The organism is Terriglobia bacterium, from assembly GCA_036496425.1.
Taxonomy (GTDB): Bacteria; Acidobacteriota; Terriglobia; order 20CM-2-55-15; family 20CM-2-55-15; genus 20CM-2-55-15.
The window spans coordinates 1-19,295 of record DASXLG010000062.1; the positions used below are offsets into that span (position 1 = coordinate 1).

Sequence of the window (19,295 nt, forward strand, 5' to 3'; positions counted from 1 at the left end):
CACGACCGTACAGAGGAAACTGCTGGGCCAGCAGAGTCCGTCCGTGAGCCAGGTGATGATTTCCTCGATCAGCGAGGGCGCTTCCGCCGTGACGGAACGACAGGTAACGGAACTCCTACGCCAGCGTCACAAAATCCAGCCCGGGCAGACGGATGATTTCATGGTGCGGAACATGACGGACATCGCGCAGACCTCGGCGCAGATCACGACGCTGATGACGGTTCTGCTCGGCAGCATCGCGGCGATCTCCCTGCTGGTCGGCGGGATCGGGATCATGAATATCATGCTGGTGTCGGTCACCGAACGAACCCGGGAAATCGGCATCCGCATGGCGGTGGGCGCGCGGCCGAACTATATCCGGCTGCAGTTTCTGACCGAGTCGCTGGTATTGAGCCTGGTCGGCGGCTCGATCGGCGTCGTCATGGGCGGATCCCTTGCGCTCGTCGTCGCGCATTTTTTAGGATGGCCGAGTCTGGTGTCGGCCTTATCGGTTCTGGTCTCGTTTGCATTTGCAACCGCGATCGGCATTTTCTTCGGTTACTACCCGGCGCACAAGGCGGCCGCATTGGATCCGATCGAAGCGCTGCGGTACGAATAGGAGTCTCAGGAATGAAAGCATCGAGAATCGTTGTAACAGTTTTAATCGCTCTCGTAACCGCCGGCGTAGCGGCGCCGGCGCAGGCCCAGATCAGCGGGAATTTCATTAAGGATTTTCTCGCGCGATACAAGTCGCCCCAGCTGGTTTTCCCGTCCGCGCCGGACTCGGCGGCGACGGCCCAGGTGCTCGGCGACCTCACGCTGAACGGCCAGTTGCCGCTGACGATGGGCGAATACGTCAACCTGATACTCCAGAATAATCTCGACATCGGCGTGGACCGGCTATCGCCGCTGTCGTCGATGTACTCGGCTTTGACCAACTACAGACCGTTCGAGCCGTCGATCCACATCAAGACGACCGTGAACCGGAACACCACCCCCGGCATCAGCATCCTGTCCGGCGCCGCCAATCCGAGCACACTGTCGGGTACGTACAACATTGGATTCGCACAGACTCTGACGAACGGCGGCATTGTCGGCGTCGACGCGACCATGGCGCGGAGTTCGACGAACAGCAACTTCGTCACGTTGAATCCGTCCTGGCAGGGAACCATGCAGTATTCGTATACGCAGCACCTCATGCAAAACTTCGGGCGCACGGTGAATCTGCACGCGCTTCACATCGCGCAGAACAACCAGAAGATTTCGCACGTGCAGTTCGAGCAACAGTTGATCGACCTTGTCACGAACGGAGAAAAGTCCTACTGGGATCTGGTGTTCTCGGCGGACGACATCAAGGTCAAGCAGCGCTCGGTCGATCTCGCCAAGAAGACGCTGAGCGACAACCAGATTCAGATCCGCATCGGAACGATGGCTCCGGTGGATGCGATTCAGGCCGAGTCGGACGTCGCGACCCGGAACCTGGCGTTGATCACCTCCACGTATACGGAACGGCAGACGCAGGATTCGGTGAAGAAACTCATCACCAGCAAGAACGATCCCGGAACGGTGCTGGCCCGCCTGACGCCGTTGGAAACTGCACGGCGGCCGATGGACTCCGACGTCATGCCGGTTGAGGAAGAGATCAAGATCGCGCTTGAAAACCGGCCGGAGATGAAACAGATCCAGCTGGATCTGGAGAACAAGAAGATCGACGTGATGTATACGAAGAACCAGTTGAAGCCGACGGTGGACTTCATCGCGCAATACACGCAGAACAGCGCGGCGGGAACGCTTTCGACGGCGCCGAATCCGTTCTTCGGGAATGTCGCCGGAACCATCAATCCGTCGCTGGTCGGCGGGCTTGGTACCGCGATCACGCAGCCGTTCAATTTCAATTACCAGGGATATGCGGCGGGCTTCTCGATCCAGATTCCGCTGTCGAACAGGGCGGCGCAGGGAGATCACTCGCGGGCGCTGACGGACCAGAGAACGAGCGAGCAGAAGCTGACGGCGCAGGCGCAGCAGATCGCCTTGGATGTGCGGAACGCGCTGACGCAGGTGCAGATGAACAAGGCGCAGATCGAAGCGGCGACCACGGCGAGGGAACTGGCGGAGCGCCGGCTGGATGCCGAGCAGAAGAAGTTCGATCTGGGCGCATCCACGATTCGCTTTGTGCTCGAAGAACAGCGGAATGTGGCTCAGGCCCAGACGGATGAACTGCAGGCCTTGGTAAACTACACCAAAGCGCTGGTGGATCTCGATCACGCGACCGGCATGACGCTCAAGAGGAACAACATTGAGATCGACAAGACGCTCGGCCCGGCGGGGACGACGGCGAAATAGCGCACCGGCCAGGGAACATTGGTTTGGATTTTTTACCCAATGGGAGACGATAGACGATGGCTGCGATCTGCCGGTTCGGCATGCGGGTGGTCCCGAACACTTCGGAGATCATCGCGGAGTGCCGCAACAAGAAACAACTGGTCCAGGGACCGCACATCGCGGAATTCGAACACGAGTTTCTCCGCGTACTTGGCGGCCGCGGCCACGTCCGCGCGGTGTCCACCGAATACGGGCGGATGGCGCTCTACTTCATTCTGAAGGCGCTCGACATCCCGGCCGGGTCCGAGATCATCGTGCCGGCGCTCACTTTCTGGGTGGTACCTGAAATCACGCGTGCCGTGGGTCTGAAGCCGGTGTTTGCCGACATCGATCCGCACACCTTCACCATGGACCCGAAGGCGGCGGAGCGCGCTATCACGCCGAATACCCGCGCAATCCTCCCCACCCATCTCTACGGGATGTCGTGCGACATGGCGCCGCTCATGGAACTCGCGAAGAAGCACAACCTGAAGGTGATCGAGGATTGCGCGCATTCGCTCGGCGCGACGTACAACGGCAGGCCGGTGGGCACCTCAGGCGACGGCAGCTTCTTCAGCTTCCAGGGATTCAAGCCGCTCAACACTTACGGCGGCGGGCTCGCCTGGGTGCGCGACGCGGACATCGCGAAGAAGGTATGGGAGTTTGCGGAGGCCGAAGAGTGGCCGGCGGGGAAGCGCATCGAAGGCATCCTGCGCACCGGCTGGTGGCAGCACACCTTCATCCGCCCGCGCGTGTTCACGTTTTCGGTGTTTCCGGTGTGGTACGCCGCGTCCTTTACCGGCTCGAAACCGGAGGAGAAGCTTTGGGAAAAGGTGGGACGGCTGGATCCCTTCCCCGCGCATTACCGCGGAAGGTTCTCGAACGTGCAGGCCGCGATCGGCCTCGCGGGACTCCAGCGCCTGCCGGAGTTCATCGAGCGCACGCGCCGCCACGCGAAGGTCTACAACGAGATGTTGGGCGGCGTGCCCGGCATCACCATCCCGCGCGTTCCCGAAGGACGCGCGCACGTCTACTATCAGTACTGCCCCTACGTGCCCGACTACCTCGATCTCGTGAAGCGCTGCATCCGCCGCGGCGTCGACGTCGCTCCCATGCACGTCGACCAATGCACCACGATGAAACTGTTCGACTGGAAAGGACCTGCGTCGCCCGGCGCCGCCAGGGCGATGACCGCCGTGCAGATGCCGGTCTACGAATCCCTTTCCGATCAGGAAGTCGAACGCATCGGCAGACTTGTCTGCGAGCAGGTAAAACAGCGCTAAATTCCTGCGATCTGCGTGTTTTGGGTACTATAAGGAACGGCCATGGACTCGCACGAAAGGTCCGGGGCAGATCCAGCTGAGAGTGCAGCCAGCAGCAGTCAACAGCATGGGATTTTCCTCCGCGCATTAGAAGTGCAAACTCGCGGATCCTCCGATTCAGCCGAAGGTAGCGGCCGAAAAGGTGAGGGCGGCAAGGCCCTGGGCCAAGATCGGATTGAGTAAAGATGAGGACGTCTTACTGTTCGTGGTACTGATGTTGCTCTATCCAAACTATTATCAACATCCATTGATCACCCGGATCCTCAGTGATCCTGGTCTAAGTCCGGGCGATCGGCTCGAGAAGGTTGTGGCGGACGTGCCGGAAGACGAGTGGATGCAGGTGATCGAAGCTCAGAGCTGAGCCGCCACACAGAAAAATGGCCGGGCGCGCTTGGGGAGGACGCGCCCGGCTTGGGGAGGAACAATTACTGGCGAGTTCCGAACCTGGAAGGAACGGAAGGATTAATACTGGGTTGGGTATGATTGGGAGAGGTTGTTCGAGCCTGCGAATCGCGGCCCAGAATTCTATCCAGCAGGCCGTTCCGGGGCTGGGTTCGGGCCAGCTCCACTTCATCGGCCGTATAGCGGTACTGCGTTCCGTCGTCGAAAGACACAAGATAAGGCGCCCGGTCGTCGCGCACATCGACGCTGGAAAGCACTCCCCACCGGCCGGAATATGGGGATCGACAGCTTCGTCGGATGCGCACGCGGTTTCCCACAAAAAAGGACAGAACATTGTCCGCGGTTTCAGACTTCACCTTCGCCTCCCGCATTAATAGACCGCCCGGGAACGTAAAGGGCTGAATGGTTGGCCGGCTTTTTACATTTCTTTGCAAGTTGCTCTGTTTACATATTTTAACTCCTTTTTTATGCGTACTCTGTCTATTGTGTTTAATGAGGGATTTAGACGAGGAGTGTAAGGAATGAAACGAATACTTTGCGTGACAGTGGCGATTTTAACGCTCTCGGCTGGCGCATTTGCGCAGCGGGGAAATCCTGGCAACGGGCTCAAGAATGCCCTGGGTTTGACGGACGCACAGGTCTCGGCCATTAAGTCCATCGTCCAGAATGCTCAACCGACATTGCAGGCGGATCAGGCGGCCATCAGACAGGACCGGCAGACCTTCAATACATTGGTCAGCACGGCTTCGCCGGTGGCGCAGGACATAGGAAATGCCGCGATCGCGCTGCATACGGCCGAAGCGAAGCAGAAGGCGGACGAAACGGCCCTACTCAATCAGGTGAAGCAACAGCTGACCACGGAGCAGTTGCAAAAGCTCGACACGATCCAGGCCGCCGGCGGAGGCAGAGGACAGTCGCTGTTGGACCTGGGGAGACAGGGACGGGGACCGCGGGGACAATAAGACTATTGCAACATTGCATCATTGGAAGTTTCTGCATTTCAAATTTAGAACTGCAGAAACATCTAATGATGCAATGAGATCCCCTGCCTTGGCTAAGGCTGGTTTTTCGGCCAGGCCTGAAGAAGCTTCCCCACGTCCACGGATCCCAGGCCGGTTGCGAGGTCGTATCCGGGAGCGGCCGTATACCCCACGAATCCGGATGCCAGACAATTCGGCGTTCCGGCACGGCATGGAATCTGGTTGCCGCCTTGCAAAATGTCGTGAAACACGGTTCTGTTGGTGACCGCAAGCCGGTATAGCGTCGAATTCACATTGCCCTGACGCTGACCGGTCATCTGATTGATGAGCGCGACGACTGCGGCAAAGGTGGGGGCATCGGCGGACGTTCCTCCAACCGTTACCAAACCGTTGTCCGAGCCGCGATACCCATTGACGCAACTTCCTTGGATGCACGCCAGATAACCGTCATAGTCGGCGGAGGCGGTGAAGGAAATATCGGGCACGTCCCGCGCGTTGTCATTCGGGACGCCCGGCGCCACCTGCCATGAAGGCTTCGGAAAAATCGAACTCTTCCCGCCTCCGGTTGCCACAGGGGCTCCGTCGAAAAGCGTATCGTTCCAGGCGATCTCCGGAATGTAGGAAAGTGCCGAGCCATTCTTACTGTTGTTCGCGCTCGACCAGTACACGGGCGCCGACCCCTTTCCGAAAAAGTTTCCGAAAGTCTGGGCCGTGCTCCAGACGCTGCCCGCTTCGTCCAGTTCGGTGCCGCCCATCGCTGTAACGTAGGGCAGCCCGGCAGGAAGATCGACCGTAAGCCCGAGTGACGCCGGTATATCCAGATCGCAGTCCGCTGCCCCACTGTCACCGGCGGCAACCGCGATCGTGATGCCCTGCGCATTGGCCTGCTGTGTCATCGCGACCAGCGAACTCTGATCGGCCGGATCCCATTGCGGTTCACACTGGCCGTAACTGACGCTCATCACCGGTGCGAGATTCTGAGCGATGGCATATTGCAATGAATCAAACGGATCCGCCGAGTTCACGACAAAAATGATGTTCGCATTGCGCGCGACCGCGCCGGCCCACTCGACGTCCAGCGATGCCTCGTCGACATCCTCGGTGATTCCAGGATCGGTCGCGCCCGGAATCACTATGGTCTGAGGATCGTTCGCCGGGAGGCCCGAAGCCGTTCGAAATGAGGTGATGTCTCCGATCTCAAAATCACTCACTCCCACGATTGCAATCTTCTGGCCTGCTCCATTGATGCCGCTGTTATAGACGCTTTGGACGTCATAGATGGTTGCCCAGTCGTCGGGCGCAATGAAATGGTTGCCTGTAAGGCTGGAGGTGAACCGCCCTTTGACCAATCGCGATTTCGGCCGGAAGTTATGCAATGACCGGAATCCCAGCACGCGGCCGGCAAATTGCGCCGGGACCGAGGGTTCGTTAACCGGCGCGTAATGCATCTTTCCACTCACCACGAATTCGTGAATTTGAACGTTGAAAGCTCTTTGCATCAGGCCGGCTGAGCCTGTAAACGCGATCCAATTGCGGCTTGGCGCGCGATCATCAATAGTGAAGCCCTGGTCCTGCAGCCATGCCGTGGCTTTTTCGAATTCCGCCGTGGTCATAGCGAAACGGTCCGCGAACTGTTCGGGTGTCAGCCACTGATGATAGTTGGGCGACGACGGATCCTGCTGCTGTTCGAGCAGTGTATTCAACGCCGCCTGTTGAACCGCGGTAGGCTTGAACATCATCGTCACATGATTCAATTGAAAGAGTTCGTTCACGCGCCCGCGATCGAAGCGCCGCTGGGCCAGCGGATGGAGGTGTCCGTGAATCGGCACGGGCAACGGCGACTGCCGGAAGGCGCCGCCGGCCACGAGCATCAGAACCAAAAGAGACTTAGTTCGCATAAGTTAAATGAAGATCGCCGCTGGCCGTCTGGTTCGCGGTGCCGCTGAACAGGACGAACTGTGTGGTGAATCCGCCGCCATTCGCAATCTGAGCGAATATCAGTGACGAGGCCGGAGGTGTCGCGCCCTCGTTTGTCGGCGGTGTGGTGCTCATCAGGAACTCACCGCGTTCGTTGTACCGCCCGCGCAGGGCGAGAACGGAAACCGCCGAACTGCTCGTGCTGACACGCAGCACGCCTTTGACGGGCAAAGTGAGACCCTGGAAAATATCCGTTATGAATTGAGCGGACTGCCCGTTCGCGGGCAAGTCGGCGGACCTTGTTGCCAATGGCTTTCCGGTCAAGTCGGTCAGGCTGTAAGTCACGGTGACAGTGCTGCCGCTCGTATTTGCCAGGGCGACGCCGCTGTTGATACTGCCGATAGCGCCCGGCACACCCGATCCTTCGACATACATGCGCAGCGCAGTCCCGGTCGTCGGCAGCACCGACGCCTCGGATTCCGTTACGCCGCCGCCGTTGCTGTCCGAAAAGATCGCCACGGATGCGGGCGTCGTACTTCCGTTGCTCGGAGTGATCTGGATGGAACCCGACTGCAGTGTTGGCGAAGTATTCGGTGTCACCTGTTTAAAGGAGCTGTGCTGGGGGATCGAAAATGAAGTGGTGCCGATCGTCTGGCCCGCGGGCGTGACGAAGGTGATAATGCCGCTTATCGTCGAGTTCGTCGGATTGACAAGAATGACTTGCGTTATCCATCCGCCACCGTCGGCGAAGTGTGGCAGCAGAGCTGTGGTGTTCCAGGTAGCCGCGGTAGCCGCGGAGAGATCCGTCACGGGCAGCGTGCTCATCAGATATTCGCCACGCTGGTTCACGTTTTCACGGAGGGCAATCACGCCGACCGGCACGTTCGAGCTGAACGTGAAAGTGCCCTGGAAACTGGTTACGCCCGTGAGCGACGGATCGTTCAGGAATTCGGAAACGTGGCCGTTCGCCGGAACCGTCAGCGTGCCGTTGTGAGAATCCGTTCCGGTGGTATCGGTAAAGTAATACGAAATGGTGGCGGCCTGGTTATTAGGATTTGCGATGGCCAGACCTGTATTTACCGGGCCGTTAGCCTCGGCGTAGATTCGTCCGTTGAGCAACGGAGCAGCGGCCGGAACGCCCGCTTCGCTGACAACAATGCCGAATGGCTTGTAGCTGAATATCGATACGCCGGACGGACTGGTATTGCCGATGCTGGGCAGGATCGTCGCGAAACCGGTTGATGCGCTCGTACCGGCTCCATCGGTGATGAGCGATATTCCGCCCAGGTTTGGAATCGTGTACTGGTTATCGATTGGCATAGCAGGCAAGCCTGCGGTGTAAGCGCCGTTGACGAAGTGGTATGAAAAGACGGTGCCGGGCGAGACGACAGATTGGTTGTATCCGGTCAGAACGCCCTGAGTCCGGGAAGAATCCTGTATGCCGATGGTTGCGCTGGACCCGTCGGATTTCGAACCATTCATCGAGCTGTAGATGAACTGAATATCGTTGCTGCCTTCAAACAGGATCGCTTCAAAAGTTACCGACGAGCCGAGATCGTTTCCCTGCGAATCCAGAATCCCGGCGTTCATCCATTCCACGACAAACTGCCGGTTGGGCGAGGCGCCGGCAGTCCGCACGAAGACGTTTGCGCCGCCCGGCAGAAAGAGATCGGTGAAGAACGGAGCAATCAAGGCTGGCGGCAATGCGCTGCCTGGCAGCGATCCACTCTGGAATTGGGGCTGCGTGAACGCATCCAGGCTGATCCAGCCATTCGTCGAAACAGCAATCTGCGATCCGGCCTCGTAGGTTTTGCTGAAGAGCGTAAAGGAGAAAGGAATCGTCGTGAGGACACCGGCGTCATCGTTATTGCTGAACGTCAAAGCGGTCCCGGCGCTCGCATCGATGAATTGCCCTGTCGTCTGCGCCAGGTTTGTACTCGTGGCCGGTGTCGTGACGGTAAAGGCTGGTCCTGTCACGCTCTGGCCTGCGACGCTTAGAGTGATCGGGCCCGTCGTTGCGTTGAACGGAACGAGGGCGGTGACGCTCGTGCGGCTGGTGCTGACCACATTGCCGGCCGCTCCATTGAAGCGGACGCTGACATCGGAAAGCCGCGAACTGAATTCCGAACCGCTAATGACGACAATGGTCGCTGGCGGACCGCTCATCGGCGATACGCTGCTGATCTGCGGGGGCAGTGTTGAGTACGTAAATGCGCTTGTCTCCACTCCCCATGTACCGTCGGAGTTGACCACAACAACGTTTGCAGGTCCCGCGGCATTCACGGGCGTGACAGCCTGAATCGTCGTCGAATCCACCACCTGCACGTTCGATGCGGCGAGACCGCCGAAATAGACCTGGGCGCCGGACCTGAAGTTTTGCCCTGTGATGGAGACGCCGGTTCCGCCGTTCACGGTCCCACTGGTCGGAGCGGCCTGGATGTTTGACGGCACGGGATTCACGATCACAATGCCGCCGCTCAGGACGCTCGTCCCCCCACTTCCCGATACGGTAATGTTTTTCGGTCCGAGAGCGGTGGATGCCGAAAGAGAGATCGGGATTTGAGCGCTGCTGGGAGCAGTCGAGGAAATGCCGCCGCCGAAGACGGGAGTGCCAAGCGTGATTCCGGAATTCGACGCGGAAAACGAATCACCGACGACGATGCCGGATCCGCCGACCGTCAGCGTAGCCTGGCCGCCTGCCGGTATGTGCACTGCATAATTGGCAGGAGCCGTCAGGTTTGGACCGCCCGCCGCCAGAACGTGGATATTGCCCGCGCTTACGAAACGGCCGGCCGTAAGCAGAATGGAGTTTGCGCCAGTCAGGCTGGAAACGTCGCCGAAATAGGTTGTGCCGAAGTTCGTTTGCAGGCCGGTATAGAACGATGTACTTGTTCCGCCAATGTTCTGTTCCGTGACGGGTCCATCCAACGGTTCCGCATATACCTTGTAGGTTCCCGGAGGTAGAAAATCGATCTCATAGCTTCCGTCTGAATTGGAAATAACCGAAGCAACGGGAGTGCCGTTCGAATCCACGGCAACGACGTGCGCGCCGAAAACACCATTGCCTCCCAGCGTCACGATTCCGCCAATAGCGCCGAGCGTCGAAAAATCCGAGCTTTGAGAGTAGAACTCGGAAAGGCCTGCCATGTCGTCATAACTGAGCGTCCGCTGATCCAACTGGCCCGGAGCGGGGTAGGGAGACATCACGGAGGAAAGGAGCGCCGAATGATCGAGCCCGAGCAGATGCCCGACTTCATGCGTTACGACGGATTGGATGTCGTATTTGCCCGCCTCTGCACTGGTTGAAAAATTGAGCGAGGTGCTCAACGCAATATCGGCTTCCTGCATCGTGGCATTTCCCGTACCGTCGATTGTGTAAAAGGAAAATTCAGCAGCGACCGTTTCCAATCCGATCGGGACCGAACTATCGACGAATGTGACCACACTCAAGCCGTCCTGCCCGACGGTCGGGACCGCTGTCGTTCCCATGTATTGAAACGAAACATTCGCAATGGAAACGTTCTGCCAGGTCTGAAAGGCGGCCTGAACCGCCTGGAATTCGCTGCCGTTCGAGATCTGCGGCGAACCCGACTGATTGATCCAGAACTGGATCGGCATCGAGAGCCAGTTCGGTACATTCCCGGTTGTCGACTGGACGAGCGTGTATGCGGTTGCGCGGCCGGCGAACGAGCTTACGACGAGTAGAAAGATGAAATACTTCTTCAAAATACTTACCGGCTGAGACGAACCTGGACTTGCCGTTTAAATTCGTCGAAAGACATTCTTACGGGGCCGCCGACGCCGCCGGAGAATGAGAGGCCTGCGACACTATTTGAAATCTGGCCGTTCGAAACGCTGAATTTTCCCTGATTCAAACCAACAACTGTGGTGTAGGCGCCTGCCTGTTCGAGAAACAGAACAGCTTTTTCGCCGGTTTGAAACACGGGCATCCCGGATACCTGAAGGACGGTATTGCCGATCCGGCCGCCAATGGTCGTCAAAATAACGGTTTTTTTATTTGGACCTTTGAGGCTTTCTTCAACCTGGATGGTGTAGTTTGTGAAGATCAGCTTTCCATCCTGCGACCTGTAAGTCTGTGCCGCAACGACACTTCCTTCAACGATAGACTGTGCCTTCGCTACCAGGTCATCAAAGCTGAGACGCTGGACGGACGTGGCATATAGGGGTGCCAGTCCGGCGAAGATTGCGGCACAAAACAGGAATACGTGTTTCTTCATCGCCCGTATTAAGACCTCCAACCTACCGGATTGTCGCATGGAAAGTTGTAAAAATTGTCGCTGGCGAGCGATGGTATACTCCGCATTCATTTTTGTAATCTGAATGTAACGTGGAGTTGTTCGAAATGGCCTATCTGCCTGAAGTTTTTGAGCGCGCGGCAAAGTCGAATCCTTCCGCGACCGCGGTCGTGGAGGATACAAAGCGGTGGACATTCGCCGAGTTGTCCGGAGAGGTGGATCGCATTGCCGCCACCTTGCAAGAAAAAGTAAAGGGCGACACCGTCGGTATCCTTCTGCTGAATTCTCAAAAGTACGTCGCCACGATGCTCGCCATCTGGAAAGCGGGAAAAACGGCGGTACCTTTGAATTACCTGCTGCCTCCGCAGGACCTGGGCTTCATCATTAAAGATTCGGGCATGTCCGGGTTGGTATCGTCGCAGTTCTTCAGCCAGGCGCTGGCGGCGGTCAAGCCGCTGTTCGGCGACCGCGGCGTGATTCTGATGGCCGACGATCCCGGCTTCCTGGCGCCGCAAGAAGCGGATGCGCCCGGGACATATCGGGATCCTGCGCTGTATCTCTACACTTCAGGCACGACAGGAAGGCCAAAAGGCGTTGTGCTGACCCACGATAACCTGATCTCGAACGTGGAATCGTGCAGGAAAGCAGGGGAGTTCGATCACCGGGATGCCTTTCTGTGCCTTCTTCCTTTTTTCCACACTTACGCGATCACGGGGACCGTGCTGCTTCCTCTGCTGAATGGAAGCAAAATGGTTCTGATCGATCGATTTCAGCCGGCGAAGGTTCTGGGCCTCATTCAGGAACACCGGATCAGCGTCTTCCTTGCCATCCCCTCGATGTATCGCGTTCTGGCAGCGTCGGAAGGCGCGTTTGACGTGTCTTCTATCCGTTTTCCGATTTCGGGCGGCGAGCCCCTCCCCATGGCGATCCTCGAGGCGTTCGAGAAGCGCTTTAACGTTCCTATATTTGAGGGTTACGGACAGACAGAAGCGGCGCCGGTGGTTACCCTGAACCGGCCCGGCTCCCGCAAACCGGGCACTATCGGCCAGGCGCTTCCGGGTGTGGAAGTGGCGATCTGGGACGATCAGAAACGGGTGCTTCGAGCTGGAGAGGTCGGCGAAATCATGGTCCGGGGACGGAATGTGATGAGCGGTTATCACCGGCAGCCGGAAGAGACGGCAAAAACGATTTCGGACGGCTGGCTGCACACCGGCGATCTCGGCAAGATAGACGACGAAGGATTCATCACCATCACGGGGCGTAAGAAGGACCTCATCATCTCCGCGGGTGAAAACATTTATCCACGCGAGATCGAGGAAGCGCTTTCACTGCATCCCAAGGTAAAAGAGGTCGCGGTGATTGGCGTCTCGGATGAAGTTCGCGGTGAGGTACCGAAAGCCTTTGTCATCGCCCATGAGGGCGTGACGGTGGATGAGAAAGAGTTGCGTGCTTTCTGCCGGGAATGTCTCGCAAACTACAAGATTCCGAAACATTTCGATATCGTCACCGACCTGCCGCGAACGCCGACCGGAAAAGTCCTGAAGCGGATGCTTTCGGCGAAGGCGTAAAGGAATGTGGGAAGAACATTGGATCATTGCATCATTTCGACGTTGCTTCATTTCTTCATATGAAGAAATGAAGCAACGTCGAAATGATGCAACTTAAGATAGTTCTTAATTCGCGATCAGGCTGCCCGATATAAGTTTTCCCGAAATGCTCAGGACCGTCTGTCCTGAAGCGTCCTTGATGACAATCTGTGCCGAATCGTTATTGACGCCCGGCTGGCCATTGTCCACAAGGGTCCACTGTGCCGAAGCGCCGGCCTGGCCGTTGATTGTGCCGATGCCTGTTCCGCTATGCGTGTTGAAAGGCGAACCGGTGCAGGAAGCGGACGCCATGCTTGTCATGTAAAAGGTGTTAGAGGTTCCGTTCCCCCAGATCACCTGCAGGTAATTCGGCTGAATCGCTGCATTACAGTGCAGATCCACTCCGAAGTTCGCCTGGAAGCCGGCAGACGAAAACTCACTTCCACCGCCGAACATATGAGGATCGAGGGTGAGGACGAATCTCGTCACGTCCGCATGGCAGGAGCTCGCGGCCCAGAAAGCGCTGCCGTCGGGTTCGAGCGCGAGGCCGGACCAGCAATCTTCTCCCGGCTTGTCATAAATCCGGGTCAGAGTTCCGTTGCGGTCGTAACGCGCAATGACGCTCACGTTCGAAACCAGAATTCCCCCGTCGGGGAGCGATTGGAGTTGTTGAATGCCGTGGGGGTCGGGGAGCTGCGCCAGATCCAGGTCCGGAAGCGGCTGGCCAGTGCAGATGTTGAAGCGCTGGATGTGAGTGGCTCCGGTAACGTAATTCAAGACGCAGCTGTTCGGACCAAACCCCAGAAACCCCGTTGCGCCCTGCCGGGCGTGCGCGGTAACGGCAAAAATGAAGGTAAAGCAGATGATTCCCAACCACCGCAAGATTTTCAGCTTCGCGACCATGCCAACCTCTCAGGTTAACCTGAGCAACGGAATTGCCACCACGAACACGCTGGATTGTGCGAGATTAGTAGAAAAGGAAATGCCGGACAGTGCACCCGAGATTCCGTGCGATAACCGGTAATTCCGCTTTGAGGCGGTTGATTTCACTTGAGTGCAATGTATAATTTCTGCTTTATTTTTAGTTTCCGGCATTAACACACCACAAGGAGATTCTATGGCATACATCATTTGCGAACCCTGCGTTGGCACGAAGGATACGGCCTGCGTCGACGCATGCCCGGTGGACTGCATCCATCCGAAGAAGGACGAGGCGGAATTCGAGGCAGCCACGTTGCTTTACATTCATCCCGAAGAATGCATCGATTGTGGTGCTTGTGAGCCGGCTTGCCCCGTGACCGCTATCTTCCCGGAAGATAACGTCCCGGAACAGTGGCAGAACTACATCGCCATGAACTACGAGCATTACGGCATCGCCAGGAAGTAAGACTTACCACGCAGAGCACAAAATAGCTGGGGGACGAGCCGCAAGCTCGTCCCCCATAGTATTTTCTGCCTTTTGTGGCTAAAAACGACGTTATGTCCGAGACGAATATCGAGTCCCTGCTCAAGGAACAACGCGTTTTCCCTCCCAGCCCGGAATTCGCGAAACACGCACACATCCACAGCGCAGAAGTCTACGACGCCCTTTCGAAGCAGGCTTCGGAGGATCCGGAAGGATTCTGGGCCGGAATCGCCGCGGAAATGCAGTGGTTCAAGCCCTGGACGAAGGTTCTGGAATGGAGCGTGCCGTTTTCCAAGTGGTTTCTCGGCGGACAGACGAATATCGCGTACAACTGCATCGACCGTCATCTGAGCACGGCGCGAAAAAACAAAGCCGCCATCATCTGGGAAGGCGAACCCGGCGATGTCCGCGCTCTCACCTATCAGATGCTGCACTACGAAGTGTGCCGCTTCGCGAATGTGCTGAAGTCTCTAGGGATCGAAAAGGGTGATCGCGCCACGATCTACATGGGGATGGTGCCGGAGCTTGCGATCGCGATGCTTGCCTGCGCCCGGCTGGGCATTACGCATAACGTGGTGTTCGGCGGCTTCAGCGCGGAGGCGCTGCGCGATCGCATCAATGATTCCCAATCGAAAATTCTGATCACGGCCGACGGCGCCTACCGCCGCGGAAGTCTCGTCCCCCTGAAAAAGAACGTCGACGATGCGTTGACCAACGCTCCATCCATCAAATCGGTGGTCGTGTACAAACGCACGGGCGAGCCGATCAACATGGCCGCAGGCCGCGACCTCTGGTGGCATGACTTGATGGCAACCGCATCGGGCGAATGTCCTGCGGAACATCTCGATTCCGAGCAGCCGCTTTTCATGCTGTACACGAGCGGCACTACAGGAAAGCCCAAAGGCGTGGTTCATACGACCGGCGGATATATGACCGGCGCTTACATCACCACGAAATGGGTTTTTGACCTGAAGGAAGAGGATACCTACTGGTGCACGGCCGATATCGGCTGGGTCACGGGACACAGCTACATCGTTTACGGCCCGCTGCTGAACGGCGCCACCTCGCTCATGTACGAGGGCGCCCCGAATTACCCGCAAGCGGATCGATTCTGGGAGATCATCGAGAAATACAAGGTCAACATCTTCTATACGGCGCCGACCGCCATCCGCGCATTTATTAAGTGGGGCAACGATTGGCCGGCAAAACACGACTTGTCCAGCCTTCGCGTGCTCGGGACCGTCGGAGAACCGATCAATCCGGAGGCCTGGATGTGGTACCGGAAGCATATTGGCGGCGATCGCTGTCCGATCGTGGATACCTGGTGGCAGACCGAAACCGGCGCCATGATGATCGCCCCCGTGCCGGGCGCTGTCCCCACCAAACCCGGCTCCGCGACGCGTCCGCTGCCCGGCATCTCGATCGATGTGGTCGACCGGCAGGGCCGCTCCGTAGGCGCCAACCAGGGTGGATTTCTGGTGATCAAGCGGCCCTGGCCTGCGATGCTGCGTACGATCTACGGCGATCCGGAACGGTATCAGAAGCAGTACTGGAGCGAAATTCCAGGCATGTATTTCACTGGAGACGGGGCGAGGCGGGACGAAGACGGCTACTACTGGATCATGGGCCGCATCGACGATGTGATCAATGTTTCGGGCCACCGGATCGGAACGATGGAGGTCGAAAGCTCTCTGGTCAGCCATCCGACCGTAGCAGAAGCCGCCGTTGTCGGACGGCCGGACGACCTCAAGGGACAAGGTATCGTTGCATTCGTCACACTCGCGGCCGGATACAACGCTCAGCCGGCGCTCAAAGACGATCTGAAATCCCATGTCGCCAAAATGATCGGCAGCTTTGCGAAACCCGACGAAATCCGCTTCACCGATGCACTCCCGAAAACGCGCAGCGGCAAGATCATGCGCCGGTTGCTCCGGGATCTGGCGTCGGGCATAACGACCGTTGGAGATACCACCACGCTGGAAGACCTCTCGGTACTGGCGAAATTGAGAGAAGAGGAAGAGTGAGCCGCAGATGACGCGGATCGGATTTATCGGGCTGGGCATCATGGGGAAACCCATGGCGAAGAACCTTCTTAAAGCGGGCTTTCCGTTGGTCGTTCATAACCGCAGCCGCGCCAAAGTCGACGAACTCGTCAAAGAAGGCGCCAGCGGAGCGAATTCGGCGAAGGAAGCCGCTTCGAACAGCGACGTCATCGTCACCATGTTGCCCAATTCTCCCGATGTGGAGCTCGTCGCGCTTGGCCCCGGCGGCATCAAAGAAGGCGCCAAACGCGGGCAGCTTCTGATCGACATGAGCACGATCAATCCGATCGTCTCTCAAAAGGTCGCCAAGGAAATGGCCGCAGCAGGCGTTGCCATGGTCGACGCTCCGGTGAGCGGCGGTGAAAAAGGCGCCATTGACGGCGCTTTGTCGATAATGGCGGGAGGAGAACCTCAGGACTTCGAGCGCGCTCTGCCGATCTTCAACGCGATGGGAAAAACCATCACTCATATGGGACCGCTCGGCGCCGGCGGATTCACCAAGCTTGCGAATCAGATCATTGTCGCGATCAATCTGACCGCGATCGGCGAAGCGCTGGTGTTCGGCGCCAAAGCGGGAGTCGATCCGCAAAAAATGATTCGCGCATTGTCCGGCGGCCTGGCCGGGAGCAAATGCCTCGACCAGAAATCGGAGAAGATTCTGAACGGCGATTTTGCCCCCGGCTTCAAAGTGGATCTTCATGCCAAGGATCTCAGCCTGATCCAGGACGCGGCGCGCTCCATCGGCGTGCCGATCCCGACCGCCGCGCTTGTCGAGCAGTTCTTCGCCGCGCTTCGGGTTCGTGGCCGGGGTGGTTTCGATCATTCCGGGGTGATTACTCTTTTTGAGGACCTCGCCGAAGTTCAGGTCCGAAGGAAGCCATGATCCGCCACCTGGTTTTTTTCAATCTGAAGACGGACCTGGAACCGGCCGATCGCGAATGGCTGTTTGACCAGATCCATGGCCTTTCGCGCATTCGGGTCGTCACCCGGCTCGCGCTCGGAAAACTTCTGGAACCGCGCGAAGAATGGTACAGGCCGCGGATGTCGCCGGAATTCGAGTGGGCTCTCACCATGGAATTTGAGAACGAAGACGCGCTTTATATTTACCAGCAGGACCCCGGCCATGTCGCGATTGCCCAGGAGATTCGAAAGCGCGTCAGCAGCATCAAAGTGATGGATTTCGTCTCTCTGCCAAGCCAATGATTACCTCGGATATCCGTACATACATTGAACGCCACGAAGCGATTCTTGTGCCTTTGCACAAGGACTACAGCCTCAAAATGTGGAATCTTTCACTCGAAGGAACGAACCGGAATCTTGAAGCGGCCCTGGTGGAGGCCAAGGAACGCTATCTCAAGGTCTACAACAATCGGGAAGAGTTTCAACAACTGAAGCAGTGGAAGAGCTCAGCGGTTCAACTCGACGAACTCACAGCGCGCCAGTTCAAGTTGATTTACGACACGTTCGTTCCGAACCAGATCGAACCGGATGTCTTGCGCGACATCGTGGAACGCGAAACGCAGATCGAGAACCTGTTCAACACCTTCCGCGCCAACTTCGAAGGGGACAAAGCTTCCGATAACGAACTCCGGGAAATCCTTCGGAGCGAAACGGATATTTCGAGACGCCGCGCCGCCTGGGAAGCCACAAAACAAGTCGGCCACGAAGCCGCGCCGCAACTGCTGGAATTGATTTCGATTCGAAACCGCGAAGCAAGAAAGCTCGGATACGGCGATTACTACTCGATGATGTTCGAGTTGCAGGAGCTTGACGAAAAGTGGGTGTTCTCGCTGTTCGACCGGCTTGAGCGGCTGTCCGAACAGGCTTTTTCAGAGATGAAGACGGAACTCGACGCCAAACTTCAGCAGAAGTATGGCGTAAATGGATCGGAAACATACCCTTGGTTATACAGCGATCCATTCTTCCAGGAGTTTCCGTCCGCCGGCAGCGCGGAGTCGCTCGACGATGTCTTCAAGAACGCCGACATCGAAGGCTTGACCCGGGCCCACTACCGGAGCATCGGACTTGAGATCGACGATCTGCTGCGGCGAGCGGATCTATACGAACGCGAAGGCAAGTCCCAGCACGCATTCTGCATGGATATGGACCACGAAGGCGACGTTCGCGTCCTGTGCAATATCCGGAATAACGAGCGCTGGATGAGCACCATGCTTCATGAATTCGGGCACGCCGTGTATGACAAATACAACGACCGGACGCTTCCTTTCCTGCTGCGGCCGCCGGCGCACACCCTGACGACCGAAGCCATCGCCATGCTGAACGGGCGGATGTCGAAAAACCCGGAATGGCTGACAAAGATTGCCGGACTGGCGACCGCCGATGCAGAACGCGTGAGCGCCAGCGCGCAGAAAACGCTTCGCTCCGAGATGCTGATATTCCTGCGTTGGGCCATTACGCTGGTTCGATTCGAGCGGGAGTTATACAAAAATAGCGGCCAGAATCTCAATCGCCTGTGGTGGGAATACGTGGAGCGTTTTCAGAAGGTGACACCGCCGCCCAACCGGGATCAGGCGGACTGGGCGTCGAAGAACCACCTGGCGACGTCTCCTGTGTACTATCAGAACTACGTCCTTGGGGAACTGATGGCGTCGCAACTCCTCCAGTACATCCACCGCAACGTGGTTAAATCGGAAAGCTACGCCGGAAATGCGCCAATAGGCGGCTATCTGGTGGAGAAGGTCTTCAAACCGGGATCACGCTACGACTGGAACACGATGCTTCAACGGGCGACGGGAGAGGACCTGAACCCGGAACATTTCGTCAGGCAATTCGTGTAAAGCAAATTAGCCGCAGATGACGCGGATGACACAGATGGGGCCCATCTGCGTCATCTGCGGCTAATTTGCTTTGGTTATCTCTTGAGGCTCTTGGCGTAACTCAGGTAATTCTTGGCCAGGTCTTCGTTCTGGCTGACGTAGGCCTTCCAGTCCTTGTCCGTATAGCCCTGTTGCGGGGGACCGTTCTTCAGCTTCCCGCACTCGTCCAGCGCTCTCTGTGCGTAAGTGATGGCGCGATCCACACTGG

General features: G+C 57.7%; 16 protein-coding genes. 11 read left to right on the top strand and 5 right to left on the bottom strand.

Annotated features, from left to right (window positions below; genetic code table 11):
• The 4 genes from VGK48_04045 to VGK48_04060 all read left to right on the top strand — a co-directional run.
• Positions 1-598, top strand: a 598-nt coding sequence (locus VGK48_04045; protein HEY2380335.1) for an FtsX-like permease family protein, incomplete at its 5' end; no start/stop codon positions are given.
• 11 nt (positions 599-609) lie between these two features.
• Entirely contained in the window at positions 610-2,322 is a 1,713-nt protein-coding gene (locus tag VGK48_04050; GenBank protein ID HEY2380336.1) for a TolC family protein, read from the top strand.
• Positions 2,323-2,378: 56 nt separating this feature from the next.
• Positions 2,379-3,623 (top strand): aminotransferase class I/II-fold pyridoxal phosphate-dependent enzyme, encoded by a 1,245-nt coding sequence (locus VGK48_04055; GenBank protein HEY2380337.1) that lies wholly within the window; start codon positions 2,379-2,381, stop codon positions 3,621-3,623.
• Between the two features lie 181 nt (positions 3,624-3,804).
• On the top strand, positions 3,805-4,023 hold the full coding sequence (locus VGK48_04060) for a hypothetical protein (protein HEY2380338.1): 219 nt from the start codon (positions 3,805-3,807) through the stop codon (positions 4,021-4,023).
• Between the two features lie 64 nt (positions 4,024-4,087).
• Here the strand turns inward: VGK48_04060 and VGK48_04065 are convergent, their stop codons facing one another.
• Positions 4,088-4,420 (bottom strand): hypothetical protein, encoded by a 333-nt coding sequence (locus tag VGK48_04065; protein ID HEY2380339.1) that lies wholly within the window; start codon positions 4,418-4,420, stop codon positions 4,088-4,090.
• Between the two features lie 165 nt (positions 4,421-4,585).
• Between VGK48_04065 and VGK48_04070 the strand changes: the two genes are divergently transcribed.
• Positions 4,586-5,026, top strand: a complete 441-nt coding sequence (locus tag VGK48_04070; GenBank protein HEY2380340.1) for a Spy/CpxP family protein refolding chaperone — start codon at positions 4,586-4,588, stop codon at positions 5,024-5,026.
• Positions 5,027-5,118: 92 nt separating this feature from the next.
• Here the strand turns inward: VGK48_04070 and VGK48_04075 are convergent, their stop codons facing one another.
• Genes VGK48_04075 through VGK48_04085 form a run of 3 tightly spaced genes read right to left on the bottom strand, consistent with a single transcriptional unit; the run spans position 5,119 to position 11,199 of the window.
• Positions 5,119-6,942: a S53 family peptidase gene (locus VGK48_04075; GenBank protein ID HEY2380341.1), complete on the bottom strand. Its 1,824-nt coding sequence runs from the start codon at positions 6,940-6,942 to the stop codon at positions 5,119-5,121.
• Positions 6,932-10,687: an IPT/TIG domain-containing protein gene (locus VGK48_04080; GenBank protein HEY2380342.1), complete on the bottom strand. Its 3,756-nt coding sequence runs from the start codon at positions 10,685-10,687 to the stop codon at positions 6,932-6,934. The genes VGK48_04075 and VGK48_04080 overlap by 11 nt, the downstream gene beginning before the upstream one ends.
• Positions 10,688-10,692: 5 nt before the next feature.
• A complete protein-coding gene (locus VGK48_04085; GenBank protein ID HEY2380343.1) occupies positions 10,693-11,199 on the bottom strand; it encodes a hypothetical protein in 507 nt (168 codons plus the stop codon).
• 125 nt (positions 11,200-11,324) lie between these two features.
• Here VGK48_04085 and VGK48_04090 point away from each other — a divergent pair, with 125 nt between their 5' ends.
• Positions 11,325-12,785, top strand: a complete 1,461-nt coding sequence (locus VGK48_04090) for a long-chain fatty acid--CoA ligase (GenBank protein ID HEY2380344.1) — start codon at positions 11,325-11,327, stop codon at positions 12,783-12,785.
• Between the two features lie 105 nt (positions 12,786-12,890).
• Here VGK48_04090 and VGK48_04095 read toward each other — a convergent pair whose 3' ends face one another.
• Positions 12,891-13,706, bottom strand: coding sequence for a hypothetical protein (locus tag VGK48_04095; protein HEY2380345.1), 816 nt, complete (start codon positions 13,704-13,706; stop codon positions 12,891-12,893).
• Between the two features lie 214 nt (positions 13,707-13,920).
• Here VGK48_04095 and VGK48_04100 point away from each other — a divergent pair, with 214 nt between their 5' ends.
• The 5 genes from VGK48_04100 (at position 13,921) to VGK48_04120 (ending at position 19,048) form a co-directional block, all read left to right on the top strand.
• Positions 13,921-14,190 (top strand): ferredoxin family protein, encoded by a 270-nt coding sequence (locus tag VGK48_04100; GenBank protein ID HEY2380346.1) that lies wholly within the window; start codon positions 13,921-13,923, stop codon positions 14,188-14,190.
• A gap of 92 nt (positions 14,191-14,282) precedes the next feature.
• Entirely contained in the window at positions 14,283-16,232 is a 1,950-nt protein-coding gene (gene acs / locus VGK48_04105) for an acetate--CoA ligase (protein ID HEY2380347.1), read from the top strand.
• Between the two features lie 7 nt (positions 16,233-16,239).
• Entirely contained in the window at positions 16,240-17,133 is an 894-nt protein-coding gene (locus tag VGK48_04110) for a 2-hydroxy-3-oxopropionate reductase (GenBank protein ID HEY2380348.1), read from the top strand.
• Positions 17,130-17,453: a Dabb family protein gene (locus tag VGK48_04115; protein ID HEY2380349.1), complete on the top strand. Its 324-nt coding sequence runs from the start codon at positions 17,130-17,132 to the stop codon at positions 17,451-17,453. Before VGK48_04110 ends, VGK48_04115 begins: the two co-directional genes overlap by 4 nt.
• Positions 17,450-19,048, top strand: coding sequence for a M2 family metallopeptidase (locus VGK48_04120; protein HEY2380350.1), 1,599 nt, complete (start codon positions 17,450-17,452; stop codon positions 19,046-19,048). Before VGK48_04115 ends, VGK48_04120 begins: the two co-directional genes overlap by 4 nt.
• Positions 19,049-19,295: the final 247 nt, after the last annotated feature.